The following is a 25659-nucleotide window of genomic DNA, read 5'->3' as shown; positions in this document are numbered from 1 at the left end:
CGCCCGATTAGGCGGTGCCTACCGATCGACGTTCGCCGATCACCTCAATTTACGACAGTATTATATGTGGCTTGGATAATTACTCCCGAATGTATCAATGCCATACCTATTCGTGGGTGCGGGCCAAGCGGGGTGTGCCATCGTCGACGCGGTGTTCGACCACCAGCGTGTGGCCCAGCTCGCGACGCCAGTGGCGTTCAACTCCACTATACGGGATCTGCAGAACCTCTCCAACATCGAACGGGACGCGTGGTACGGGATCGCCGAAGGCGTCGGCCTCGTGCCGGGGAACACGGCGGGATTCGAGGAACAGGTCGCCGGCGGGTTCGGCCGTGACCCCCGGAAGGCCGACGAAGTCGTCGCCGATCAGGGCGACGCCATCCGTGACGCGTACCGGACACGGTTCGGGGACGAGACGCCGCCGTACGCGTTCCTGTTCTTGGGGTTAGGTGGTGGGACGGGCTGTGGGATCGCGCCGCACCTGGCGGAGGCACTCCGGGAGTACGGGGAGGAGACGACACACGTCATCGCCGTGGGGGTGCTTCCGAACACCGCGCGAGCCACGAAGGACGACGACGAGGTTCGTGCGACGCGGCAGGCGGCGAACACGATGTACGGGCTCGACCGGCTCGAAGAGCACATCGACGGGATGATCCTCGTCGACAATCAGCGGCTCGCCTACGAGGACGCCGCCGAGGGGCGCTTCCACGAGTACAACGAGTACGTCGCCTCGGCCATCGTCGACCTCATCTCCGGGCCGATCCTCGAACGGATCGACCCGGGAAGCTACGAGGACCTCGACGCGCCGATCATCGACCTCCGGGACGTCGTCACCTCGCTGCGCCTGCCCGAGGAGGAGGTCGGCTACGCGGCGCTGGGCCGCTCGATCACGATGACGCGGACGCTGCCCGGCTACATCCTGCCGTTCCTCGGCCGGAAATCCGTCGACGGGGCGGCGCTGTCCCGGATCGCGGTGTCGAAACGGAGCGTCGACGGGCTCGTCCCCGAAGAGACGCGCAAGGCGATCGGGCAGATCCGCGCGCCGGCACCGTACATCGTCGACGACGACTACCGCATTCAGGCGTCGGTGGTGCGGAACCTCCTCGACTCCTACTGTCCGGAGGTGAACCTCGGGATGACGCTGACGGAACGCAACTTGGCTTCGTTTACGACACTTCTCACGTACGCTCGCGAGGACATCGACCGGCTGCAGGAGATCGAGGAGGTCGCCGAGCGACACGATGGAGGTGTGACGACGTGAACCGCCGTCTCCTCGGCGTCGTGGCCGTGATCGTCCTTCTCCTCGTCGCTGCGGGGGCCGTGCTCACGCTCACCGGGGATACGACCGGAAACCCGGAGACGATCGACGAACTCGCCGCGGCGGCCGATCAGCAGCGCGAGGTGACGGCCACCGCGACTGACGTTGCCAAGAGCATCGTCATGCCGCTCGGGTTCGGGGCCGCGCTCGGCCTCGGTATCGGTCTTCTCGGCGGAACCGTCTACGCCTACCAGAACAGGGGGATGCGATGATGCGACGGCGATACTCGATCCTCGTTCTCGCGCTCGTTCTCGTCGTCGCGGCGACGACCGGCGTCGCGACTGCGGCTGCCTCACCCGAGAACCCGTGTGGGGGGACTGACGGCACGACGGCGGTGTTCTACCTCGATACGGACGAACGAATCGACGGGGTCCAGTCGTACTACCCCGGAACGACGGTGACGATGTACGTTTGTCAGGATGGCGAGGCCCAGCAGTACCCGACCGCGTGGGGCGGGTTCGACGCGAATGCCGTCGACGGGGTGTCGGTCGAGAGCGAACGCGAGAACAGTATCGTGCTCACGCTCGAAGCGGGGACTGAGCCGGTCGATCCGAAGGCCGGCGTCGAGAACCGTCCCGACATCACTGGGACGACCATCCAGATCCAGACCGGCTACCGTGCGGAGTCGTCAGTCGCCGACCGAACGATGCGGTTCCCGAGCGAGGAAGCGAGTGGGGAGTTCGAAAAGGCGGAGCGGAGCTGGCTGCGCTCGATCGACACCGTCCGGACGAACTCGACGGTACTCTCGAACGTCTCTTCGGACGCGACGAACAGTTCGGCGGTCCAAAGCGCCATCGCGGCGCTCAACGGGAGCGAACTCTCCCAACGGACGACCGACCTCCAGCGGAGCGTGATCCCGGCCGCGCGATCCGGCGACGGACAGGCGGTCGCGACGATCGTCGAGGAGTCGAACAGCACGGCCGCCGACGCGAGAACGGCGGCTCGTGAGTCGCTCCGGTCCTACATCGAGGCGGCCGAGCAGCGTCGGAGCGCGGCGGTCATGCGCGTTCGGCTGTTCGTCGGTGGCGGGCTCGTCGGCGGCCTCCTCGTCGGCGCCGTCGCCGGCTACGCCCTCTCTCGGCGGACGCTGAGCAAGATCGAGATCGACCGCGGCGTCTCGACCGCGACGCAGTACAGCCCCAAACAGGTCGCACTGCCACTCGTACTCGGTATCCTCGCGCTTCTTGCCGGCATCGCCGTCGGCGCCCTCCAGTGGCCGACGCTCTTCGAGGTGATCCTATGAAACGACAGTACAGAGCGGCACTCGGTATCGCAGGTATCGTCCTCGTGACGACCGCCCTCGGCGCGGCGGCGTTCCTCTATTTCGGTTCGACCCTCGGCGTGTACGCCGTCGGGGTCGGCGCCCCGCTGGTGGTCATCGTCGCTATCGGGCTCTACGTCCGGGGGACGGTCGCCCGCCGCAACACGACCGAGGGGGAGTTCACGAGAAGCATGGCCGAGTCGGTCGCATCCTCGTTCCGCGAGGAGCTGAGCCGGCTCAACCGCCTGAGTCGGGACTACCCCCGCTGGGACGCGTCGGCGGCAAAAACCGACGCGCAGCATCTCGCCGACAGCTTCGAGTCCGCCGGGATCCACGTCGACGTCGACGACGGCTCCTACCGGCTCGAATCCCTCGAGAGCGTCCACAAACTGGAGGAACTCGAGAGCGACGTGGAGTCGTTCTCCGCGACCGTCTCCTCGTCGTTCGCGGGGTTCGCCCGCGAGGAGGTCGATCGCTCCCGGGAGGCGGCCGACGAGGTGCAGTCGGAGTTCCTCGACGAGGACGCCGACCCGTTCGAGTCGGTCTCCATCTCCGCCCCGGACGGCGATTCGCCCGACGTGTCCGAGGCCGAACGCACGATCGAACGCAGCCGTGACGTGACCCGTGAGGTTTTCGACCGGGCGATCGATCGCATCGAGCGGACGGTCGGCGAGTACGGCGGTGATCGCGCGAACCTCCAGAAGCAGTTCCAGTCGATCAGGGACCATCTCGACGTGGGGGAGTGGGAGAGCGCGATGGAGAAGCTCGAACGTGCACGCGAGCGCGTCGAGCGCTCGACGGCCGAGGAGTTCTCCGCCGACCGCGACGCGCTGGTCTCGCTGCTCGGGGCGATCGACGACGCCGAGGTCGACCCGTACCTCTCCGCGGAGCAGCGCGACCGGATCTCCAGCGTCCGCAGCCAGCTGGAGGAGATGGAGTCGGCGCTCTCGACCGACCAGCTCGAAAGCGCGTCGGCGGACGTCCGCCGCGTGGCGATCGACGTCGTCTCGACGCTCCGGTCGGATCTCGAGGGGGCAGACGATACCGTCGAGAGCAGCGACGTGCCGCCGGAGTTCTACACTACGCCGGACGCGATCTACACGAACTACATTGAGGAGTTGCGCTCGGCTGACGATCTCGAAGCGTTCACCGAGCGCTGGGAGACCGCGACCGACGAACTGCTCGCCGCGCTCGACATCGCCGAGGAGAAGGCCGCGGTCGCCGACTCCTACGGCATCGTGAGCGAGCGGATCGAGGAGGCGCTCCGGAAGCAGGGGGAAGTCGACGGCGAGGACCTCCCCGTCAAGGAGCCCGAGCGGTTCTTCGAACTGTACGCACAGGACGAGCCCCGCGTGACGTTCGACGAGCGACGCGGCGTGCTCGTCACCGGCGGCAGCGGCGAGACCTACGGCCTCGAGGTGACGGCCGAACTCGCCGACGACTCTGCGGCGGCCGACGAGGTCACGATCGAGCTCGACGGCGAGAACGCGACCGAGCGCGAGACGGCCGCGATCGGGACCTCGACGGCCGTAACGTTCGACGACGTGCCGTACGGCTCCTACACGGTGACGGCGAGCGTTCCGGCCGAGGCGATCGTCGACGCCGAGACCACGATCGAACTCGACGACGACGCCGCCGAACGGCTCGTGCTCTCGGAGCGGTCGCTCCGTGACCGACTCTGTGGCGACCACGAGGACGCGGTGCGGGACCAGCTGCCGACGGTCGCCCCCGAGCTCGAGGATCGCTTCGAGGCGGACGGCTACCTGACGCCCGACACCGACCTGCCGATCGCGGACGACTACCTCCCCTGTCTCCTGCTGCTGTGGGCCGACGACGCCGGGTACACCGCCCGGATGGACGACGGGCGACTCCTCGTCTACGACCACGAGCGGTTCGTTTCGCGGCTCCGGACGCTCGTAACCCACCACCTCGACGACGACGACGAAACACTCACCTACGACGACATGCGCACCAGATTCCTCTCCGTTCCGGCGTCCGACGAACTGATCACGAACACCCTGACGGAGCTCGACCTCGACGTCACCGTCACCGACGATGGGGTGAGCGCCTGATGTCCGGTGCCTACACCCAGTGGGGGATCGTCTCCTCCGGCGAAGGTGGCGGCCGGATCGCGTCGACGTTCCTCAGCCGCGAGGAGAGCCCCGGGATCGACGACCGGGTGACGCTGCTCAACACCAACCGCGCCGACATGGAGAACCTGATGCAGGACGCCGACATCCTCGAAGAGTACGGCGACCACATCACGATCTTCGGCCCCCGACGCGGCGTGGGGAACGACTTCGCGAAGGGCGAAAAGATGGCCGAGGAACACTTCGACGTGATCTACGACGCCGTCACGGAGCGGATGCTCGGCGCCGACGCCCTGCTTCACGTCACCACCCTCGGTGGCGGGACCGGGAACGGGTCGATCCCGTACCTCATCGAACAGCTTTCGACCGGCTCGAACGTCGAAGGGGAGCGACCGGAGTGGGTCCAGAGCGCGGTCAACATGGCGTTCGCGGCGTGGCCGTACGAGCACGAGCCGTCCCAGCAGCAGTTCAACGCGGTCATGGGGCTCTCGCGGCTGCTCATGCGCCGCGACGTGACACAGAACGCCGACGCGGTGCTGCTCGCGAGCAACACGCACATCGAGAAGGGCGACGACTCGACCGACCAGTACGACGCAGTGAACGAGCGGATCGTCACCGCGATCGACCTGCTGATCAGCGCCGGCCGGAACGCCGAGCGCGTCATCGACGCGGAGGACTACATCGCCCAACCATCGAACATCGGCGTCTACCACTTCACCCCCGGCGTCGCGACGGGTCTCCACTACGACATGCTCGACTACGAGATCATGTTCGACCGGGCGGCCGACCAGTCGTTCGTCCCGATGGACGCGTCCACCTCCCGGGCGGCGTTCGCGGTCGTCCGCGCCCCCGCACACCTCGTCGAGTCGGGCGAGGTGACCAAATCCGGCGTCGAGAACGCGTTCGGCCGCTGGAAGCGCGACAAGGGGATCTCGAGCGCGAAGGGGCTCTCGACGGTCACGCTGAAACCCGGCCGCGGGAACAACGTCGACGTGCTGCTCCTGCTCGGGGGGTTCGACCTGAATCCGCTGCTGGATCAGTCGTGGGCGGAGTACGAGGAGACGAAACGGCAGTTCGAGCAGGCACAGAAGCTGCAGAACGACTCCGAGGCGGCGATTTCGATGAACGAGATCGAGCAGTTAGAGGAGAACTTGACGCGGTACCTGGAGGTGAACGGGTCGGGCCGATGACCGAACGACGCCTCCTCGCGACGCTCGCCGTGATCGCGCTCGTCGTCTCCAGCGTGGCCGCCGTCGGCGTCGGCGTTGCCGAGGACTCGGCCGACGGCGACGTCAGAGTGAACCAGCAGGCCGACGGCAATCTGCTGATCGAGTTCGACAACGCGACGTTCCCCGACCGGCAGGGCGTCGGCGTCAGCGTGACCGCGAACAACGAGACGATCGAACTCGAGACGAACGAAACGGAGACGGAGGATCCGAACTGGTGGGGCCGTGAAGTCCCGGTCGACGCGTTGCCCGACTCCTCGCTGGCAGACGCCCGCGTGAGAGTGACGTACAACGGGACGGAGGAGTTCAATCGGACGATAGACCTCCGGTATCTGGGGGTCGACTCGGGGTCGGCCAGCTTCGACAGCGACGGGCGACTCACGATGAACGCCACGGCTGCGGGGCTCGGTGCCGACTCCGTCGACGTCGAGGTGTCGGCGCTCGGCGGCGAGCCGGTGACGGCCACGGGCACGATCAGCGAGAACGGCGTTCTGCGACTCGAACGTGGGCCGCTCGGACCGTTGCTGCGGCCGCCAGCGACCGTGACGCTGTCGGCAGCCGACAGCGAACTGCAGTTCGTCACCCAGGGGAGCATCGACCTCGGGGAGATCGCCGAAACGGACGTGTCGCTCCGGAGCGGCGGCGTGGTCGTCTCGTCACCGCTTCTGGTCGACGGCTCGGCGTACCACGTCACTCTCACGACCGACGACCCCGCGGCGGCGTACGTCTCCACCGTGAACGCCTCCAGCCAGCAGATCCAACTGGCTAACGAGTACGTGGCCGGCGCGGGCGATGTCACAGTCGAGTTCGACGGGCAGACGGTGCTCAACGGCTCCTTCGAGCCCGCGGGAACGCTCTCGGGTTCGATCGAGAACGGCACCGTCACCATCGCCGACGGGACTCTCCCCGACGGGAGCGTCGATCGAGCGGTACTGAACGGGAGTTCGGGCGTTCGAGTGCTCGATAACGTCACCCAGCAGTCCGGGACCGTGACACTCCCGGGAAACGATAGCGGCGGCGTGAACACGCTCGTGCTGCTCTACAGTGACGGCTCGTCGGTGTTCGTCGATATCGCTGGCGGCGCTTCAGCCTCCCAATCCACCGAGGGAACGGCCACACCGGAGCCGACGGAGGGTGGTCTGATCCCCTCGACTGGGGGGAACAACGTCCTCGTCGGAGCGATCCTCACGCTCGCAGTTCTCCTGGGGCTCGTACTGTTGATCCTCTGGCGGACCTCCTCCGACGACGGTGCCACGGGCGGCGGTGCGTCCGGCCCGCGAAAGCTCACGGTCTCCGTGATCGACGGGTACAGCGATAGCCGGATCACCGACCCCGTGACGGTACAGGTGACGCCCCGACAGCAGCGGACGAAGGAGGGGTATCAGGTCGACACGAGCAGTGAGACCCACGAGATCACCGACGGGGAGTCACGCATCGAGGTGCCCAGAAAGCCGGTCGAGATCGAGACGACGTACAACGGGATCAGCACCAGCCGGACGGTGGAGCTCGCCGACTCCGGGCCGGTCCGGCTGACCCTCGGCCCGGTCTCCCGGACGCTCACGGTTCGCGACGACGACGGCGAGCCGATCCCCGGCGTGACGGTCGCGGTCGTCTCGGGCGGACAGACCCACCTCACCCGAGAGACGGACGAGGGCGGTCGGGCCCAGTTCGACGTCTCGGCCGATGCGACGGATTTCGATATCGTCGTGGAGCACGACCGGTTCGAGTCGGTCTCGCGCCACGTCGCCGACCCCAGTGTCTTCCCCGACTCCATCTCGTTGGTCGAGAAGACGGGGACGCTCCGGGTCCGAACGGGCATCGACGGCGAGCCGACCGACGCGGTCGACCTCCGGATTCGGGCTGCCGAGGGGACACGGAGCGAGGCAGCCCCGACGGTCGAGCAGTCGACCGATCCCGGGATCTACGAGTTCGAGGACGTGCAGGTGGGCAGTTACGAGCTGCTCGCGACGGCCGACGGCTCGGCGTTCGATCCGGACCGTGAGACCGTCGAGATCGGTGCCGACGAGTCTGTGACGGCCGATCTCGACGTCGAGTTCCGGTTCTCGATCGACTCGTACCGCGACGATATCGAGGCGCTCCGGACGGCGGCCGACGAGCTGGTCCCTTCCAGTCAGATCGACACCGCGGTCCACAGCTACTACGCGAGCGTCGGCCACGCGCTCGTCGACGTGGTCGAGTCGCTGCCGGATCGCGGTGACCAGTTCGCCGGGACGGGTGTCGACCCCGACGCGGTGGCCGCGGCGCTGCTCGATGCCGGGCAGGGCGTCATCACCGTCGTCGACAACGCGCTGAACACGAAGCAGAACGTCGATCTGTTCAACGCGTGTGCGGATCTCCCGGCGGCGGCCGCCGAGTGGGACGAGTTCGAGGTCGCGACGCTGTTCGATCTCGCCGGGCAGGAGCGCCTCGACCAGCAGACCGAGATCCGCCAGCGTCTCAGCGAGGTCGATGAGCGGGTCGACGCCGAACGGGAGGAACTGAACATCGTCTCGCCGGCCAGCGACGTGCTCGACGAGCTCCGGGACTACGCTCGGAGCACGCAGAAGCCGGACGCGACCCGGAACGCCGCCGTCGCGTTCGTCGTCATCGGGTTCGCCGATGCGGTGGACGGGCTGTTCGACCGCGGGGAGCTTCGCGAACGGCTCCAGCACACGAGGTTCTAGACTATGCACCGATCGACACTCTCACGACTGATCGTGACCGCGCTCCTCCTCGGGAGCGTCTTCGCCGCGAGCGGGACGCCGGTCGCGGCGTCGGCCGCGGACCCGGAGACGGCCGACGAGTACCTCGCGGCGCTGCAGGAGTACGAGGAGGCGCCGGCGCTCGAGACGTACAGCGAGTTCGAAGTGATGCGGAGTCAGGCGATCACCGCCGTGCAGGTAGGCGAGTTCACGGCGACCGACCGGGAACGGATGTCGGCGATCCTCGCGACGCTCGAGACGTTCAGCGATGCCTATGCCGCCGCCCAGAACGGGAGCGTGGCCGAGAGCGTCACGATGGCCAACCGAACCGGCGAGGCGATCAGTCGCGTCGAGGCGGCCGACGGCGGGCAGTACGCGACGCTCGCACAGCTCGGCCTGGAGCGGTTCTACCGCCAGCAGGGGGACGCGCTCTACGAACAGGGTCGCTCCGCCGAGAACACGTCGGCGAAGATCCAGTACTTCGAGGCCGCCGCCGTCGCGCTCGAACGCGGCGGCGCGACGACGCAGTTCTCCCGGGTGAGCGCCGAACTGACCCAGACCCGGACCACGTTCGAGGCCGATCAGGCGGAGCTCGAGACCGCGGTGTCGCTGGCGAGTTCGTTCAGATCGGGCTGTAGTGAGTCGTGTGCCAGCCCGGTCGCTGCGATGACCGGGCTCGGGCCGGGTGTGTTCGGACAGTACCGCCAGGCGCGCGAGGCGAACGCGGCGAGCGACACCGCGACCCAGATCGTGGACAGGCACTCGATCTCGGAGGACGCCGAGCAGGTCGCCGGCCTCTCCGATTGGACGGATCAGGCGATGCTCTCGCTGGTGATCGCGTCGACGGTACTGCTGTTCGGCTACGCGCTCGTGATCGTCCTCGTCGTCGCGCCGATCGCGGCACGGATCGCCACCTGGAGCGAGGACCTGGAGTACGCACAGGTGGGACGCATCGTCCCGGCGGCCTCCGTGGAGGTGGGTGAGTCGTGAAGCGATCGACCGGAGTTCGGAGCCTCACCCTCCTCGCCTGTCTCGTGCTCGTCGTGGGCGCGGCCGTGCCGGCGGCAGGCGCGTTCACGTCGGTCGAGGTCGACGCGGCGCTGCCCGACGAGAGCGAGACCGACCAGCTCTCCTTTACGTTCACCGCCGACGCGAACGCGACCGTCGACGCGACCGAACAGATCACCCGGGCAAACGGGGACGTCACGTTCCAGTTCGCCTCCTGGGAGCGGACTGACGGCTCCGGCTCGGGGATGGCGACGAGCTGGGACGTGGTCGCCGGCGGCAGCTACGAAGTGACGTACGACGTCAGCGTGATGGGGTCGGTCGACCAGGGGAGCTACGGCGGGACCGCCACCGTCCAGAACCAGAACGGCGGGACGGTCGCGTCCGAACCGCTCGAACTCTCCGTCGACAAGCTCTACCCCCAATTCGGCTACGTCTCACCGTCGACTCAGGAACTCGTCTACCAGGATCCGAACGCACAGAGCGAGTCGACTTCCTTCGACGTTCAGATCCCGAACGACGGCCAAGGGGCGATGGTGCTGTCTGACGTGTCGTTCTCCGGGCTCCCCAGCGGGCTGTCGGCGGAGGCCGACCTCCCCGGAACGATCGACGGCGGCTCGTCCGGTGTCGTCGACGTGACGGTGACCGGTGGCGACTCGATCGAGCCCGGCCAGTACAGCTTCCAGATGACGTTGACCGACAACCTCGGCAACACCGAGGAGGTATCGGTGCCGATCGAAGTCAGGCGGCCGCCGATCGCGTCGGTGTCCGGCGGGGAGATCGAGGTCGGCGACGTGCTCAACGGCACCGACCGCGAGGTCGAGTTCACGATCGAGGAAGCCGGCGGCTACGAGGGTATCGACGGGCTCTCCGCCACGACGATCGGGAGCGAGCAATCGGCCAGCCTCTCGATCAGCGGGACGCGATACCTCTCGACGGAGCCCGGCGGGAGCGCCACGGCGACCGCGTCGGTGTCGGTCGACGAGAACGTCGGACAGCACGAGGATCTCAGCTGGGACGTGGAGCTCACGCCCGACGATCGGGACGCGCCGAGCACCGTCGTCACGGTCTCCGCGCGGTCGATCTATCCGGCGATCCTCGAGGACGTCAGCTTCGCGGAGACCCAACTCGAGTTCGACGAGCCGCGGTCGTCGGTGACGTCGTTCGACACGACGACCGAGGTCGACATCAGGAACTCCGGCGACTTGGAGATGAACGTCGTCAGCACTTCGGCGTCGATGCGCTCCGGCGAGGAGTACATCTCGGCGTCGATCGACGAGGCGCCGGCGACGATCGAGGGACTCTCGACCGGCGAGGCGGTCCTCGACATCTCCGCCGATCCGGACACGCCAGAGGGGACGTACGACGTCGCGGTCACCGTCGACACCGAGTCCGCGGGGAGGATGACGGTCGTCGAGACCGTGACGATCACGCAGGAGCCGGAGCTCGCGGCCCAGACGGAGGTCTCCTACGGGGAGCTCACGATCACCGCGAACCAGACACGGACGATCGACGTCCAGGAGCGGCTCGGCTACGAGGCGATCGAGGGGCTGGAGATCACGAAAGTGTCCGGGCCCGACCGGTGGCTGACGGTCGTCGAGCGGCCCCCGAGCCGGATCGAGTCCGGCGACTCCTCCCCGTTCATCGTCGCCGTCCAGTTCGACACGGAGGCCGAACTGTACGAGCAGTACCGGTGGACGTTCAGGATCTCCGGTGAGAACGTCGAGGCCCGGAACATCACCGTAACGGCGCGAGCGAGACCGTACAGCTTCGACCAGATCACGAACCCGCTGGAGGAGCGGGCCGGCGGCGGCGACTGGCAAGCGGCGACGACGGGGCCGATGAACACGATGCTGCTCGACCTCGAAGAGCGACTGCGCGGCGACAGCGATCTCTCGAACTCCGTGCTCTCCCGTGCGCTCGCGGCCGGTCGGGCGACGCTGCTGTTCGTCGACTCGCTCGAACAGGCACGCGCCGCACAGGACAGCGGAAACTACTCGGCCGCACAGCGCTCGCTCGCCCGCGCTGCGGCCGCCCGTGACCAGATGCGACAGTACGTCGGCGGGATCGAGCAGAACGAGCTCCGGAACACTGGGGACGAGTCGGTCGCCGCCGCCGAGACCGCGTTCGACGAGACGGCGTCGATTCAACAGACGCACTACCGGGAGATGCTGGAGGAGAACAGCTCGATCTACCGGAACGCACAGGCCTACCGCGCGTTGATGCGCCTGAGCGAGTATACGGGCGACCAGGAGACCGCCACGGAGCGTGAGGAAGCCTACAAGCGCGCCTCCCAAGAGTATCTCCGGACCGTCGAGGCCGCGGCGGCGAACCGGACCGCGGGAGCGGCGGCGTACGAGGGGTACGCCGCCAACGCGACGATCGTGTTGGTCGACTACCCGCTCGTGTTGAATCCAGCACGGCTCGACGAGGTCGGGACGACCACGGGCCTGATCTCGGACCGGTACGACACTGCGGTCGACCTGTACGAGCGCGCCGGGGCCACCGAGGAGCGCGACGCGACCCGACAGCGGGCGAACACGGTCGGTCAGCGGCTCCAGGTGAGCCAGTACGGGCTCTACGGCGCGACCGGCGTGTACGGGCTCGGGGTCCTCGCGCTGCTGGGCAGGACGGGACTCAACCTCTATGCCTACTACCGGGACGTGACCGCCTCCGCCTCGGGCGACTTCCTGCTCGACGGCGGTTAGCGGTACGGCCCGGAGACGCTGTCGGGGAACCGGACCGACGACGGGCTGCTGTCCTGGACGCTGATCGCGCCGGGCGGCACCTCGGCGTTCTCGTCGGCCGAGACGCGCACGGTGAACAGCCGTTCGGCGCCGCCCTCGGCCGTCACCTCGACCTCGACTTCGCCCGTAGTGTTCGGACCGACCGAAACGAGGTGGATCGGATACTCGGTCGGGCCGTCGCCCGGTGCGATCTCGTCGACGTGTTTCGGCACCGTCCACTCGTCGAGGTCCGGGCCCTCCGCCTCGAAGCGTAGGTCACGGATCGGCTCGTCGCCCTCGTTCTCGAACCGGAGGTAGACGTTCGAGTTGGGCTGGTCGGCGTTCCCCCACTCGGCGTCGGCGTCGACCGCCAGATCGTCGAGTCGGCTGGTCGTTCGATCGACTAGCGACTCGTTGGGAACGAGCGTCTCGACCTCCCGGCCCCGTCCCGTGACGGTCGCACGGACCACCTCGCTGTCGGGCCGCCAGTCGACGGTGACGGTCCCGGTTCCGGTCTCGTTCGCCCCGAGTTCGAGGTCGAGGGGGACGCTCGGCCCGCCCGGGAACGACACCGCCGACAGCTCACACGCGGTGTCGTCGCTCGTGAACTCGTACCAGAGCTCGCAGCCGTCGTCGGTCGCGGCCCACGTGATCCGTGGTTCGATCGCCCCGGCTTCGACCGGCAGCGAGCGTGCCGGGGCGAACGCCTCGCCGTCGTCGCTTTCGAGGCGCACTGCCGGCACCGTGATCTCGTCGCCGAACGCGGCGTGATCGCGCCGTCCGACGGCTTCGCTCCCGGCGTCGACGGTGACCGGGATCCGGTAGTCGCCGTCGTCGGCAACGAGCTCGAACTGGACGCTTTCCTCGCCGTCGTTCCCCACTGAGAGCCGCTCAACGAACCGCTCACCGCGGGTGGGCGTCTCCGTCGAGAAGCTCCGATCCACTGAGGCCGTCCCCTGGTCGCTCGGCTCGCCGTCGTCGAGCCGGTCCGCGCTGGAGCCGGCCGAGACGGTCCGGGGCTCGGCTCGGGATTGCTCGAACCCGGGCGTCCGATCGAGCGAGAGCTGCCGGGAGACGCGACCCGCGGCCGTGTCCACGGCGACGGACCGTTCTCCCGCCTCCAGCACGGGAACCGAGAGGCGGTACTGGCCGCGTTCGGGGATCTCGATCTCGAAGGACAGCTCCCCGTCGACGGTGTGGGCGTTCTCGAGGGTGAGCTCGTCAAGCACCGGGGCGGGAGTGTCGTTCTCGAGGGAGACGACGAGCAGCCCGTTTTCGTCGACGTCGAGGCCGATATCCGTCGGCGTCGGCGGGAGTTCGGTTCCGAACGTCGACGGTGAGAGCTCCGCGGTCCGGACGCTAACCGGCGAGGTCGGGAGTTCGCCCTCGATCCGGAAGGTGTGCTCCGCCCCGGGTCGAACCGTTCCGATCTCTCGCTCGCTCGCGACCACGTCCGTGAGGGGGACACTTCCCTCGTTGGCGACGGTCACCTCGACCGTCGCCTCGCCGTGGTCGACGCCGAGAGGATCGACTGAGACGGCGATGTCGCGCTGTTCGGTCTCGATCGGCACCGTCACCGTCGACTCCTGGCCGTCGGCCACGACCGTCACCGTGACCGACTCTCTGTCCTCGTCGATGTCCCGGAGCGACACGCGCTCGTCGACGCGGCCGCCGGGCGGGATCGTCGCCGAGAGCGTCGGCGTCGACGGAGTCGCGCCGTCGACGTCGACCGACGCCGTCGTCTCGGCCGGCCCCCCGCCGTCGTTCTCGAACGCGACTTCGACGACTGAGTTCGACGGCGTGATGGCGTCGTCGTCTATCGACACGGAGATACTCTCCGCCCCGGCGTCGACTGCACCGTAGACGGTCACCGTGCCGTTGTGGTGGGTCGCCAGCAGCGACGTGTCCGACGTGGCGGCGATCGGCTCGCCGCGAACGTCACGAAGTTCGGTAACGCCGCCGTCCCTGTCGACGAGGCAGGCCTGGTTCCCGGCGTACCCCAGCAGCGCCGTCTCCGCGCCGTCGGCCAGCCACGTGAACCCTCGATCGCTCTCCCACCGTTTGGCTCCTTCGTCGTAGGCGATCAGCTGGCCGTCCTTCAGCGAGACGACGACAGTGCCGTCCAGAAAGCCGACGTCGACTGCCGCGCCGTCGAGCGTGATGGCGGTGAGCTCCTCCCCCGCCGCGGAGAAGACGGTCAAGAACGTCCAGAGTGCGACCGCGACCTGGCTATCGGCGGCCGCGATCGCCGGCGTCTCGGCCAGGTCGGGACGAGACTGGTCGAACCGCCCCAGCTCCGCACCGCTCTCGGCGTCGAACCGGACGAACGTCCCTTCGCCCGTCGCGACGTACACGTCGCCAGCCGCCGGATCGGCCTCCACGCTTTCGCCGTCGACGTCGACGGTCCACACTCGCTCCCCGTCGGCGTCGAACGCTTCCAGTCCGTCGGCAGTGAGGAGGTAGGCGTGGTCGGCCATCGCGACGTCGGCCCCGGTCGCATCGTCGACGAGCGTCCGTCGCGTGCCGGCGCCGATCAGCACGGCGGTCCCCTCGTCGTCGGCGACGACGAGACCGGTTTCCCCGCCGGCTGCTGCCTGCACGGAGCCCGCACGAAAACTGTCGATCCGCGTGTACGACGGTGATTCGGACTGGTCGGACTCGTCGTCGGTCACCCTGACCGACCTCCAACGACGGGGACGCCGCCGTGCTGCCCGGACGATAGTTTCGTGTGAGCCGAAGGAGATAGCATTCGGACGGTACGTTTACGTGAGCTGTAGTAAACGTTACCCACTCACGGACACCTAGCGAGGCTCCTCGTCGTCCCGCACCTGCGACGGGGTTGGAGGTTGGCTGACAGGCGAGACTGCATCGGGGTGGGATCTCTCGCGCTCCCGCCTCGTCTCCCACCCGGCCGTCTCAGGTCACGGGGTGGGTGGTCCCGTCATCGTACTTGAGTGGTCGGCCGAGCGTTCAAGGGCGGGAACGCGGCCACGTTCGACATGCCTAAACTGGCCGCCGCCCAGTCTCCGGTAGTGAGTTGGCGCGACCTGTTCGGCCACCCGGAACCGTACCCCGAGCAGCGTGACGGGATCGAGGCGGCCCTCGACGCAGCGGACGACGGCGGCTTCCTCGCGCTCGAGGGCGCCTGTGGAACGGGAAAGACGATGCTCGCGCTTTCTGCGGGGCTGGACCGAGTGCGGGATCCGGACTCCGACTTCGAGCGCGTGCTGGTCCTCACAAGCGTCAAGCAGCAGCTGCGCCAGTTCGAGGCGGATCTCGGGACGATCAACGAGAACCTCCCCGAGGCGTACGACCCCGTCTCGGGGCTGACGCTCGTCGGGAAGGCCGACGTGTGCCCGTACGCCCGCGAGAACCGCGGCGGCGTCGACGACGAGAACGTGTACGACCGCTGTGAGGGGCTGCGCGAGCGCACTCGGAACCTCACCAGCGACGGCGGACCGACGACTGCCGACGCGCTCGCGAGTCAGGCCCGTAGCCAGCAGGTCGGAATCGCTGACTCGGGCAGCGCCGGCGCCGACTATCTCGAAACCGCGGGGGAACCGACGCCGTACCGCCCGGACACCGAGGAGTACGGCACCGGCACGGGGAGCACGGAGTACTGCCCGTTCTACGCGCAGTACCTCGCCGACCTCCCGGAGGACGGCGATCCCGCGGAGGCGGTGCCGTTCGACTTCACCGACCGCGGGCTGATCGACACCGAGGAGCTGGTCGGCCTCGCGGCGAGCCACGGGAGCTGCCCGCACTCGGTGATGGGGGCGGTCCTCGGCCACGTCGAGGTCGTGATCGGGAACTACTACCACGCGTTCGACCCAACCACGTCGGGGCAGTTCACCGGCGCGCTCGTCGACGACTCGACGTTCGTCGTCTGTGACGAGGCGCACATGCTCGAACCACGGGTGCGGGATCTGGTGAGCGACGGCGTGGGCGACCGGACCCTGCGCGACGCGGTGTCGGAACTGACGCGGATTCTCCAAGCAGTCGAGTTCGCCGACGAGGCGACGCCTTCGACGGGGAACGACGACGCCGACCTCGTCCGCGGGGAGCTGCAGGAGAGCGACGTGAAACTGGACGAACTTCGCAATTTGCGGGATTTCTGCGAATCGTTGCGCGAGGAGCTGGATCGGCGGGTAAAAGCCCACCTCAACCGCGAGCGCCCGGGCTGGCGCGCGGAGTTGACCGAACTGGAGGACCACGAACTGCCGCTGCGGGACCCAGAGACGCCTCAGCCCGACGAAATCACCGAGTGGGCGGAGCGTGAGGGGTTCGGCGAGGCGGTCTGGTCGCGGGCGGCAGTCGTCGGCGCCGTCGTCGCCCGGATCCTGAACGAGGTCGAAGAGGAGGACGCCTCGCGGGCGGTCACGGCGGTCGGTCGAGTGCTGAACGCGTGGTACCGCGAGGATCACGAGTCGTTCTTCCGCGAGGTCGAACTCTCGCGGACATGGGACGAGACGGAGCGGCCGGACTCCTGGCGCCGGGCGTACAACGCGCGGCTCTCCCTGCACAACTGCGTCCCCAGTCGCGCGATCGGCGACCAACTCGCGGAGTTCGGCGGCGGCGTCCTGATGAGCGCGACGCTCGAGCCGCTCGACGTGTTCCGGGAGGTGACGGGGTTGAACCACCTCGAATCGGAGGGGCGGCCGGTCACGACTCGGAGCTACGGGCTGGGGTTCCCCGAGGGGAACCGCGCCTCCTTCGCCGTCGACGCACCGAAGTTCACGTACGGGAACCGGGGTGAACCGGGCGAGGGGACCGAGTGCCGTCGGATGCACGTCGACGCCGCTGCCACCGTCGCGCGCTCGCCGGGGAACGTGCTCGTGGGAATGCCCAGCTACGGCGAAGCCGAGTGGATGGCCGCCGAACTCGAGGACCGCCTCGAGAAGCCCGTGCTGCTCGACAGTTCCTCGACGGACGAAGTGACCGAGGAACTGAAAGCCGAGTTCTTCCAGGGCGAGCCGAAAGCCCTGGTGACGAGCATCCGCGGGACGCTGACCGAGGGCGTCGACTATCAGGGCGACCGACTCGCGGCGGCGGTCGTCTGCGGTGTGCCGATCATCAACACCGCCTCGCCGCGCACGCGGGCGGTTCGGACCGCCTACGACCGCGAGTTTGGAGATGGGTTCGAAACTGCGTTGACGGTCCCGGCGGTCCGCAAAGCCCGGCAGGCCATCGGCCGCGTGATCCGCGGCCCCGAGGAAGTCGGCATCCGTGCGCTCGTCGACGCCCGCTATGCGCGGGCATCCTGGAACTCGGTCCGGGAGTACCTGCCCGAACGGGAGCGAGAGGAGTTCCAGCCCGTTTCGCCGGATATGCTGGATTTCGGCGTCGAGCGCTTCTGGGACCAGCACCGCTGAAAGCCGGCCCATACTGACTGTTCAGTCAACACTTTACCCCCGGGGTGAGAGAGTGTGGCTATGGCAGACGACTTCCTCGAACGCCTCGCGAGCCTTCCGAGCTTCCAGCACGCCGTCGCGTCCCCCGACGGCGACCGCGTCGCCCTCTACTACGACGTCACCGGCCGGAACGAACTCCACGTCCTCGACGTGGAGACCGGCGAGCGCCGACAGATCAGCGACGGCGAAGTGCCCCGCAACGCCCGCTGGCACGTCGACTGGAGCGCCGACGGCGACTGGGTGTACTTTCACGACGACGAGGGCGGTAACGAGCAGAACGACATCTACCGGATCGGCGTCCGCGGCGAGCGGGAGGGCGAGGTCGAACAGCTCACCGAGCTTGACGGGCAGACCGCGCTGGTCGAGGTGGCCGACGACGGCGAGACGCTCCTGCTTGGCTCGAACCGCGACGGCCAGATGAACCTCTTCGCGTACGACCTCCCCTCGGGTGAGGTGTCGAAGCTGACCGACTACGACCGTGCGGCCGGCAGCGGCGGTTTCTCGCCCGACGTCGATCGGCTGGCGTACACGACCAACGAGTCCGACGACTACAACAATCAGGACGTGTACGTCGCCGCCGCCGACGGCTCCGACCCGCGGAACCTCCACATCGGCGAGGACGGCGCCGAGGCCAGCTTCGCCGACTGGAGTCCCGACGGCGGCCGCCTGCTGGTCTCGGACAACACCGAGAACTTCAGTCGCTGTGGCGTCTACGATCTGGAGAGCGACGACGTGGCGTGGTTCGGCGATCTGACCGCCGAGGAGAGCCCGGTGGCGTTCCTCCCCGACGGCGAGCGGTTCCTCGCGCTCCGGACCCGCGATGCTGCGGTCGTGCCGCTGGTGTACGACATCGAGAGCGGCGAGAGCCGCGAACTCGACGTACCCGAGGGCGTCGCCGCGTTCTCCGGCGCCCGTGCCCCGGCCCTCGACGGCGACCGCGTGCTCGTGAACCACACCACCTCCGACAGCCGGTCGGACCTGCTGGCCCACGACCTCAGGACGGGCGGGACGGAGACGCTACTGGCCGCGGAGTACGGCGAGTTCGACCCCGCCCGCTTCGTCCCGGCCGAGTACTTCACCTTCGAGAGCCACGACAGCCTCGAGATCGGCGCGCTGCTGTACGACTCCGGCGAACGGCCGTCGCCGCTGGTGGTCAACCCTCACGGTGGCCCCCGAGCCGCGGACTACAAGACGTTCGACATGTACACCCAGTTCCTGCTCTCACGGGGGTACTCGGTGCTGAAAGTGAACTATCGCGGCTCGACCGGTCGGGGCCGGGAGTTCGTCGAGCGCCTCTACGACGACTGGGGCGGCGGCGAGCAGGCGGACATCGCCGAGGCCGTCCGACAGGTCACCGCCGAGGACTGGGTCGACGAGGAGCGCGTCGTCGTGTTCGGCGGCTCCTACGGCGGCTACTCGGCGTACTGGCAGATGGTCCAGTACCCCGAGCTGTACGCCGCGGGGATCGCGTGGATCGGCGTGACCGATCTGGAAGACATGTTCGAGAACACGATGCCGCACTTCCGGACCGAGCTCATGGAGAAGTACCTCGGCACGCCCACGGAGAACCCCGAGCTCTACCGGGAGCGCTCGCCGGTGACCCACGTCGAGAACCTCGCGGCGCCGCTGCTGATGGTCCACGGCGTCAACGACCGCCGCGTCCCCGTCTCGCAGGCCCGAATCTTCCGGGACGCGCTGGAGGAAGCCGGGTTCGAGGAAGGCGAAGACGCGGACTACGAATACGTCGAGCTCGGCGAGGAGGGCCACGCCTCCTCGGACATCGACCAGAAGATCCGGATGCTGCGCACGCTGGATGACTTCCTCAAGCGTCGGCTACCGCAGGCGACGACGACGCCCGAACTGTAGGCGACGGCGCCCACGGTTCGGCCGATCGTTCCCGGGACGGCCTACTCGGCTTCTTTGCTGTCGCTCGCTCGCGGACTCTCGTCTCGCTCTCGGTTGGGGTCGGCTTCCGGATTCGAGGCGCCTTCGGCCCGCTCCTCGGCGTGGTCGAACGTCGACGCCGCGGCGATCAGGAAGCCGATGATCGCGGTCACGACCCCGACCGACCCGATGGCGCCGATCGCGATCGTCGACAGGTCGCCCGGAAGTATTTCGGAGGCGGTGAAGACGAACGTCGCCGTGACGAACGCGATGAGCGCGCCGATGCGGAGGAACCGCTCCCAAGCCACGTCGTCGAAGATGCCAGGGGAACTGCTCATAGGTGGCTCAACACCCCGTCGTAGTCGTCGTCGGTGAAGGAGTTACCCAGCGAGTGGACGGAGTGGGAGATCCACAGCCCCGCGGTGAGGTTGACGAAGGCGACGAACGACACCAGCCCCACCTGTCCGGAGAGTGTGAACGCCGAGGCGACCGCACAGACGAACGAGAGCCCCATCAGCCCGTGGAGCACCAGCGATCGCGTCCCGAAGTCCCGGAGCTGTTGGATCGAATTGTCCATACGAACACGTAGCACTGACAGCGTATCAATAGTTCGGCGTTCACACGGAAGCCTGCACCCGCCTGAGAAGTCGGACTGAGCGGATACGTTCCGTCGCGGGACCGGTGGGCGTGAGAGTCGTCGGCCCCTCGGTGCTGCAGGCTGCACAGGATCTCGGCGTTCCCTACGGGCAGGCGACGATCGCGTACGCGGTCGGCGACGCCCACACGAACCTGCTGAACCCGTTCTGGGCGCTGCCGTTGCTGGCAATCACCGGCGTGAAAGCGCGGGAGATGTTCGGCTACGCGATCGCGATGCTGCTGGCGCTGGTCCCGTTCCTCGCGATCGTGCTGTACGCAGTGCCGTACTGATCACGACGGGAGAGTTCCGTCCTCGTCGGTGGTCGTTCTCTGGGGTTGCGTCGCTGTTTGGGTAGCGAGCCGTCCATCGCAGTATCTCATGTTTGTAGGTATTATATAGGGGTAATAGCTACGTTTATCCACGTTTCTTTGCGAATGTCAGACACGTGGACGGTCCGTGTGGACCGTCGGCGGTATCCCGGGCGGTCGGAGCGGCCAGTTCGGGGAGACACCAATGAAACGGCGTAATCTACTCATCGGGGTCGGGACGGCGGCGGGAACGAGCATGGCTCTCGGATCCGGCGCGTTCTCGACAGTGGAGGCGAATCGACAGGCGGAGGTCACCGTCACGGGCGACTCGAACGCCTACCTCGCGTTGGGGCCGGGTGACCAGAACGGGGCGTTCGTCGACGAGGACGACGGACAGGTGGTGCTAGACTTCAGCGGCAACAGCAACGGTGGGGTGGGCGTCGGCGGAGACTCGACGTACACGTTCGACGACACGCTGTGGGTCCAGAACCAGGGAACGTCGTCGACGTACGTCTGGACGAGCGTCGAGTCGTCGACGTTCGCCGACGGGGCGTTCTATCTCTACACTCACTCGAACCGTGACACGCAGTTCTCGGAAGGTGATGCAGTAGAGCTGGGTATCGGGGAGTCGATCCCCTTGGGCGTCTACATCGACACGACCGAGATATCGACCGACAGCTACGACGTGGACCTGACGATCCACGGCGCAGGGGAGCCGCCACAGGACGGGTCCGACGACGGGGGCGACGAGGAGTCCGAGCCCGTCCCGGAGGAGCTGATCGGGACGCTCAGCTTCGACTCGACGGCCAGCTTGCTCGGTACCGACACCCCGGGCTCGCTCCCCGACGGCGAACTGCCGGGCGACCCCGGTGGCCTCACTGACGAACAAATCGTCGTTAGGGCCGAGGCCGGTGCACAGTCCGTCGATGAGGACGGCAACGGCGACTCCGTTCCTTACGGCGACGACGACCCGTTGCCGCTGATGGCGTACGACGACGGGATCTTCGCGGCCGGCGTCCCGTTCGTCCAAGACGACACGGCGTTCGCCCAGTACGGTAACGACGAGCTGTTCCTGAATCTCTTCGACCGCGAGCTGGGGTCGGGGACGGTACTCTGGGACGAGGGCCACGGGCAGTTCTACGATCTGGCGGCACACACCGCGATCGAGACGTACGTCGAGGACGCCGACTACACGCTGTCGGCGACCACCGACATCGCGGCCGATCTGGCCGACGCTGACGGTGTCGTGATCACCTCCCCCGCGGACACGTTCTCGGACGCGGAGCTCGAGGCGCTCGCGTCGTTTGCCGACGACGGCGGGCTGGTCGTCCTCATGGATCAGTCCGACTACAACAACTTCGACGCGACGAGCAACCTCAACGAGATCGCGGCGGCGCTGTCGACGGCGATCCGGTTCAACGACAATCAGGTGTTGAACGGTGACGGCGACTTCGCGTTCACGACGACACAGTTCAACACCGACGACCATCCCAGCCTGTTTGGGGAACGCGCGGGGATTGGTCTCGAACTGGATCGTGACGAGTCCTACGAGGTGGACGTTGTCAGCGTCGCGGACGGCGACACGGCCGACGTCCAGTTCGCCGACGGCACCGAAAAGACCGTTCGGATCCTCGGCGTCGACACGGCCGAGACGGGCGACACCGAGGAGCGGATCGAAGAGTACGAGGGCGTCACCGACGGCGATGCGCTCCGGGAGGAGGCCGACGCCGCCTCGGCGTACGCGGAGGATCTCCTGAACGGCGAGACGGTCACGCTCACGTTCGACGACAACGAGCCGCTTCGTGGGAGCTACGGGCGCCTGCTGGGGTATCTCGAACTCCCCAACGGCGACGTGTACAACGAACGCGTGATCGAAGACGGCTACGCCCGGCTCTACTCCTCGGGGTTCGCGAACCACGATCGGTACTGGGACCACGAGCGGGCCGCACGTGACGCCGGCACGAACCTCTGGTCCGTCTCCGACACGAGCGCGGTGCCGGAGTCCGGCGATTCGGCCGTCGAGTCGCTGTTCTTCCCCGAGCCGGTCGCGGTGTCGGGTGGCACGACCGTCGTCTCCTCCGAGGGCGACGACCCGCTCGTCGCGCTCGACGACGACGCCGGCGTTGCAGTCCTCGGCGGGCCGATCGTCGACGAGGAGTTCGAGTCGGACGAGGGTGGCCCCGGCATCGAGGGCTACGGCCAGTACCCGTTCCTGACCAACGTGATCGACCGCCTCGCAGGCGGCATCGACGGGCGCGTGCTGATCGACGGCGGCCACGGCCAGTTCAATGCCGGCTTCTCGATCGCCGCCGAGGACGCCGCCTACTACCAGCGCTACCTCGAAGGCCAGTCCACGGCCGCGCTCGACTCGATCGCGTTCCAGCCCACCAACGACCTGCTGGACGACAACGGCCCCGCACTGCTCGACGGCGACGAGACGGTCGCGAGCGCCCTGGTCGTCTCGACGCCGACGGAGGCGCTCTCCACCGACGAGCGCGACCGTATCACGACGTTCGCGGACGCCGGCGGCGCGATCGTCCTGTTGGGGACCGCCGCGGACACCGATGCGCTCGGCAACTTCGACCCACTCCTCGCCGATCTCGACGCCGACGTCGGCTTCACTACTACCGCGGTCACCGACGGCGACGACAACCTCGCCGGGGCGAGCAACCCGGCGACCACGAACTTCGCCGACGGGACGGAGCTGTTCGACCCGTTCACGGCGTCAACGGACGGCGGCGGCGAGAGTCCGAGCGTCACTATCGTCGAAGTCAGCGGTGAAACCGAGTACGTGCTGATGGAGAACACCGGCTCGGCCACCGTCGAGATGGAGAACTGGAGCGTTGGCGACGCGGCCGACCATACCTACACGTTCCCCGCCACCGCGCTCGGTGCGGGCGAGACGGTCGTCGTCTCCAACGACGGGAAGTCTGGCGGCACGGTCCCCGACGCCGATATCCTCCGGAACTGGGATGAAGGCTACGTCTGGAACAACGGCGGAGATACGGCGACCCTGGCCGACGCCGACGGCGAAACCGTGGACAGTTACAGCTACTGACTGGCCGAGATGCGGGCTGGGGGTGGGGACATCCCGACCGAACCGTTTTCTTCCCGGCGGGACAGCCCGTTACCGATGCGGCGTCCGTACTACGGCTGGGCGGTCGTCGCGGCCTCGTTTCTGGGGACGTTCGTCGTTTTCGGCCTGAGCTACTCCTTCGGGGTTTTCCTCGAACGGATCGTTGACGCCTTCGGCGGCGCGCGTGGGCCAGCCTCGCTCGCGTTCGCCGTCCAGACGGTTGCGATCTACCTCTGAGCGGGCGGGCTGGGTGCTGATCTATGGCTCGCTGTACGCCGTCCTCGCACATCTCGTGCTCTACGCGTCGGGGATGGGCCTGCCGGCCGCGGTCGGACCGTGGGCGCTGGCGACGGTCGGCCTCACGAGCGCGCTCGGCCGCGTCGCGATCGGGCACGTCGCCGACACCGTTGGGCGGGTACGGGTGTTTGTGGCCTGTTCCGTGGTGATGGGGCTGGCGACGCTGTGGCTGGCGGTCGCGTCGTCGACGGCCGGGGTCGGCGCGTTCGCACTCGTGTTCGGGCTGGCCTACGGCGGCAACGGCGCGCTGCTGTCGCCGCTGGTCGCGGCGCTGTTCGGTCGCGAGAACATCAACGCGGTGTTCGGCCTCGTTTCCGTGGCGTTCGCGGTTTCAGGGCTGCTCGCGCCCGCCGCCGCGGGCGCGACGTACGACGCGCTCGGGACGTACGAGCCGGCGTTTCTCGTCGCCGGCGCCGGTGCGGTCGGGATCGCCGGGCGGTGGGCCTGACCGACGGCTATCCGGCGAACTCGACGCCGGTGATCTCGAACCGGGCGCCCCCCTCTGTCCCCTCGACGACGCTGATCTCCCACCCGTGGGCGTCGACGACTTCCGCGACGATGCTCAGACCGAACCCCGTCCCGTTCCGGTTGGTCGAGTAGCCGGCCTCGAACACGTCGCCGCGCTCCGGCTCGGGGATCCCGGGCCCGGTGTCCTCGACGTAGAACCCCTCGGGCAGCTCCCCGACGGTGATCGTCACGGGCTCCCCCGCCGCCCCGTGTTCGATCGCGTTCCGAACGAGGTCCTCCAGGAGCTGTTTCACGCGGCTCTCGTCGGCGAGGATGGCTCGGTCGAGGGCGACCGACAGCTCGGCGTCGCCCGTTTTTACGTTCGACCAACAGTTCCGGGCCACGGTCGCGAGGTCGATCGGCTCCGGATCGACGGCGGTGTCCCCCTGCCGGGACAGCGTGAGCAGGTCCTCGATGAGTGTTTCCATCCGAGCGTGGGCCTGATCGACGTCGTCGAGGTGCTCGCTGTCACACTCCTCCTGGGCAAGCGTCAGCCGGCCCTGTGCGACGTTCAGCGGGTTCCGCAGGTCGTGGGAGACAACGTCGGCGAACTGCTCTAACTGTTCGTTCTGCCGGGTGAGCCGGCGCTCCTGTTCGGTGAGTTCGCGGGCCCGCGTTTCGAGCTCCTCGGCGCGGACCCTCGCGGTCGTCTGCTCGACGCCGATCATCAGCCCGCCGATCGAGCCGATCATCAGCGCGATGGCCTGGGTTCCGACGGACCAATCGGCGCTGACGCCCGGGTGGAGGTCGCACAGCAGGATGAAGCCGAACATCACGGCCACGCCGCCGCTGATCCAGCCGAGGATTCGGGGGTAGTAGTTCGCGGGTATCTCCGACCCCGGAAGCCAGTAGCCGGCGTACACGAGTATCGCCCCCGGGCCGCCGATGAACACCAGATCGAGCAGCGCGATCGTCGCCGACCCGCCGTCGAGCAGCAGCAGCGCGAACTGGGAGAGCCCGACGAACAGCACCAGCCCGCCGCGGCGAAAACGAGGTGTGGAACCAGCCTCACCAGTCGGGGCGGCGCCCACCCCCGTTCGGCACCGTCGGTGTCGGCCATCTCGATGTGATTCCCCTGGCTTCCCGGTGGGCATATAGTTGTGGTATGTGACAATGGTCCGGTCCCCAGGCCGGCTCCTGTTGTGTACTCGCCGCCTTCCACTCCCGAGCCCGGCGGCTAACCGTCGAAGAAAAACTCGAAAACTGAGGGT

The 25659-nt window shown here is 67.9% G+C and carries 16 protein-coding genes and 3 pseudogenes; 14 read left to right on the top strand and 5 right to left on the bottom strand.

Annotation, left to right across the window (positions count from 1 at the left end):
• The first annotated feature begins 97 nt into the window (after positions 1 to 97).
• Genes BN1959_RS09295 through BN1959_RS09260 form a run of 8 tightly spaced genes read left to right on the top strand, consistent with a single transcriptional unit; the run spans position 98 to position 12310 of the window.
• Entirely contained in the window at positions 98 to 1261 is a 1164-nt protein-coding gene (locus BN1959_RS09295) for a cell division protein FtsZ (RefSeq protein ID WP_079978652.1), read from the top strand.
• On the top strand, positions 1258 to 1530 hold the full coding sequence (locus tag BN1959_RS09290) for a hypothetical protein (protein WP_053948393.1): 273 nt from the start codon (positions 1258 to 1260) through the stop codon (positions 1528 to 1530). Before BN1959_RS09295 ends, BN1959_RS09290 begins: the two co-directional genes overlap by 4 nt.
• Positions 1527 to 2561, top strand: a complete 1035-nt coding sequence (locus BN1959_RS09285; protein WP_154018257.1) for a hypothetical protein — start codon at positions 1527 to 1529, stop codon at positions 2559 to 2561. Before BN1959_RS09290 ends, BN1959_RS09285 begins: the two co-directional genes overlap by 4 nt.
• Positions 2558 to 4651: a hypothetical protein gene (locus BN1959_RS09280; protein WP_053948391.1), complete on the top strand. Its 2094-nt coding sequence runs from the start codon at positions 2558 to 2560 to the stop codon at positions 4649 to 4651. Before BN1959_RS09285 ends, BN1959_RS09280 begins: the two co-directional genes overlap by 4 nt.
• A complete protein-coding gene (locus BN1959_RS09275) occupies positions 4651 to 5859 on the top strand; it encodes a hypothetical protein (RefSeq protein ID WP_202594664.1) in 1209 nt (402 codons plus the stop codon). Before BN1959_RS09280 ends, BN1959_RS09275 begins: the two co-directional genes overlap by 1 nt.
• Positions 5856 to 8579, top strand: coding sequence for a hypothetical protein (locus BN1959_RS09270; RefSeq protein WP_053948390.1), 2724 nt, complete (start codon positions 5856 to 5858; stop codon positions 8577 to 8579). Before BN1959_RS09275 ends, BN1959_RS09270 begins: the two co-directional genes overlap by 4 nt.
• Positions 8580 to 8582: 3 nt before the next feature.
• Complete coding sequence (locus tag BN1959_RS09265; RefSeq protein WP_053948389.1) at positions 8583 to 9587, top strand: hypothetical protein; 1005 nt, start codon at positions 8583 to 8585, stop codon at positions 9585 to 9587.
• Positions 9584 to 12310, top strand: a complete 2727-nt coding sequence (locus tag BN1959_RS09260; protein WP_154018256.1) for a hypothetical protein — start codon at positions 9584 to 9586, stop codon at positions 12308 to 12310. The genes BN1959_RS09265 and BN1959_RS09260 overlap by 4 nt, the downstream gene beginning before the upstream one ends.
• On the opposite strand, the gene BN1959_RS09255 is transcribed toward BN1959_RS09260, so the two are convergent.
• Positions 12307 to 15000, bottom strand: a complete 2694-nt coding sequence (locus BN1959_RS09255; protein WP_053948387.1) for a PQQ-binding-like beta-propeller repeat protein — start codon at positions 14998 to 15000, stop codon at positions 12307 to 12309. The genes BN1959_RS09260 and BN1959_RS09255 overlap by 4 nt on opposite strands.
• A gap of 327 nt (positions 15001 to 15327) precedes the next feature.
• Here BN1959_RS09255 and BN1959_RS09250 point away from each other — a divergent pair, with 327 nt between their 5' ends.
• Complete coding sequence (locus tag BN1959_RS09250) at positions 15328 to 17700, top strand: ATP-dependent DNA helicase (protein WP_053949363.1); 2373 nt, start codon at positions 15328 to 15330, stop codon at positions 17698 to 17700.
• A gap of 60 nt (positions 17701 to 17760) precedes the next feature.
• The gene (locus BN1959_RS09245) at positions 17761 to 19605 is read left to right on the top strand and encodes a S9 family peptidase (protein WP_053948386.1); all 1845 of its coding nucleotides are present in this window, start codon (positions 17761 to 17763) and stop codon (positions 19603 to 19605) included.
• A 41-nt stretch (positions 19606 to 19646) separates the two neighbouring features.
• On the opposite strand, the gene BN1959_RS09240 is transcribed toward BN1959_RS09245, so the two are convergent.
• Both BN1959_RS09240 and BN1959_RS09235 read right to left on the bottom strand, forming a co-directional pair.
• Positions 19647 to 19961, bottom strand: coding sequence for a hypothetical protein (locus tag BN1959_RS09240; RefSeq protein WP_202594663.1), 315 nt, complete (start codon positions 19959 to 19961; stop codon positions 19647 to 19649).
• Complete coding sequence (locus tag BN1959_RS09235) at positions 19958 to 20200, bottom strand: hypothetical protein (RefSeq protein WP_053948385.1); 243 nt, start codon at positions 20198 to 20200, stop codon at positions 19958 to 19960. Before BN1959_RS09235 ends, BN1959_RS09240 begins: the two co-directional genes overlap by 4 nt.
• A gap of 116 nt (positions 20201 to 20316) precedes the next feature.
• Here BN1959_RS09235 and BN1959_RS09230 point away from each other — a divergent pair.
• The 4 genes and pseudogenes from BN1959_RS09230 to BN1959_RS09215 form a co-directional block, all read left to right on the top strand.
• Positions 20317 to 20550, top strand: a pseudogene (locus BN1959_RS09230) (TIGR00366 family protein); the annotation flags it as partial.
• 274 nt (positions 20551 to 20824) lie between these two features.
• On the top strand, positions 20825 to 23626 hold the full coding sequence (locus BN1959_RS09225; protein WP_237560320.1) for a lamin tail domain-containing protein: 2802 nt from the start codon (positions 20825 to 20827) through the stop codon (positions 23624 to 23626).
• Between the two features lie 75 nt (positions 23627 to 23701).
• Positions 23702 to 23881, top strand: coding sequence for a hypothetical protein (locus BN1959_RS15055; protein ID WP_053948383.1), 180 nt, complete (start codon positions 23702 to 23704; stop codon positions 23879 to 23881).
• A gap of 13 nt (positions 23882 to 23894) precedes the next feature.
• On the top strand, positions 23895 to 24389 hold the full coding sequence (locus BN1959_RS09215; RefSeq protein WP_053948382.1) for an MFS transporter: 495 nt from the start codon (positions 23895 to 23897) through the stop codon (positions 24387 to 24389).
• 7 nt (positions 24390 to 24396) lie between these two features.
• On the opposite strand, the pseudogene BN1959_RS15500 reads toward BN1959_RS09215, so the two are convergent.
• Together BN1959_RS15500 and BN1959_RS15495 are read right to left on the bottom strand one after the other, a co-directional pair.
• A pseudogene (locus BN1959_RS15500) lies at positions 24397 to 25053 on the bottom strand (sensor histidine kinase); the annotation flags it as partial.
• Between the two features lie 36 nt (positions 25054 to 25089).
• Positions 25090 to 25542, bottom strand: a pseudogene (locus BN1959_RS15495) (hypothetical protein); the annotation flags it as partial.
• Positions 25543 to 25659: the final 117 nt, after the last annotated feature.

The organism is Halolamina sediminis (assembly GCF_001282785.1).
Lineage (GTDB): Archaea > Halobacteriota > Halobacteria > Halobacteriales > Haloferacaceae > Halolamina > Halolamina sediminis.
This window is presented reverse-complemented; position numbering and strand designations above follow the sequence as displayed.

Coding starts and splice junctions, on each gene's coding strand:
- BN1959_RS09295 (WP_079978652.1), top strand. CDS start 98: ATGCCATACCTATTCGTGGGTGCGGGCCAAGCGGGGTGTGCCATCGTC.
- BN1959_RS09285 (WP_154018257.1), top strand. CDS start 1,527: ATGATGCGACGGCGATACTCGATCCTCGTTCTCGCGCTCGTTCTCGTC.
- BN1959_RS09280 (WP_053948391.1), top strand. CDS start 2,558: ATGAAACGACAGTACAGAGCGGCACTCGGTATCGCAGGTATCGTCCTC.
- BN1959_RS09275 (WP_202594664.1), top strand. CDS start 4,651: ATGTCCGGTGCCTACACCCAGTGGGGGATCGTCTCCTCCGGCGAAGGT.
- BN1959_RS09270 (WP_053948390.1), top strand. CDS start 5,856: ATGACCGAACGACGCCTCCTCGCGACGCTCGCCGTGATCGCGCTCGTC.
- BN1959_RS09265 (WP_053948389.1), top strand. CDS start 8,583: ATGCACCGATCGACACTCTCACGACTGATCGTGACCGCGCTCCTCCTC.
- BN1959_RS09250 (WP_053949363.1), top strand. CDS start 15,328: ATGCCTAAACTGGCCGCCGCCCAGTCTCCGGTAGTGAGTTGGCGCGAC.
- BN1959_RS09245 (WP_053948386.1), top strand. CDS start 17,761: ATGGCAGACGACTTCCTCGAACGCCTCGCGAGCCTTCCGAGCTTCCAG.
- BN1959_RS09240 (WP_202594663.1), bottom strand. CDS start 19,961: ATGAGCAGTTCCCCTGGCATCTTCGACGACGTGGCTTGGGAGCGGTTC.
- BN1959_RS09235 (WP_053948385.1), bottom strand. CDS start 20,200: ATGGACAATTCGATCCAACAGCTCCGGGACTTCGGGACGCGATCGCTG.
- BN1959_RS09225 (WP_237560320.1), top strand. CDS start 20,825: ATGGCTCTCGGATCCGGCGCGTTCTCGACAGTGGAGGCGAATCGACAG.
- BN1959_RS15055 (WP_053948383.1), top strand. CDS start 23,702: ATGCGGCGTCCGTACTACGGCTGGGCGGTCGTCGCGGCCTCGTTTCTG.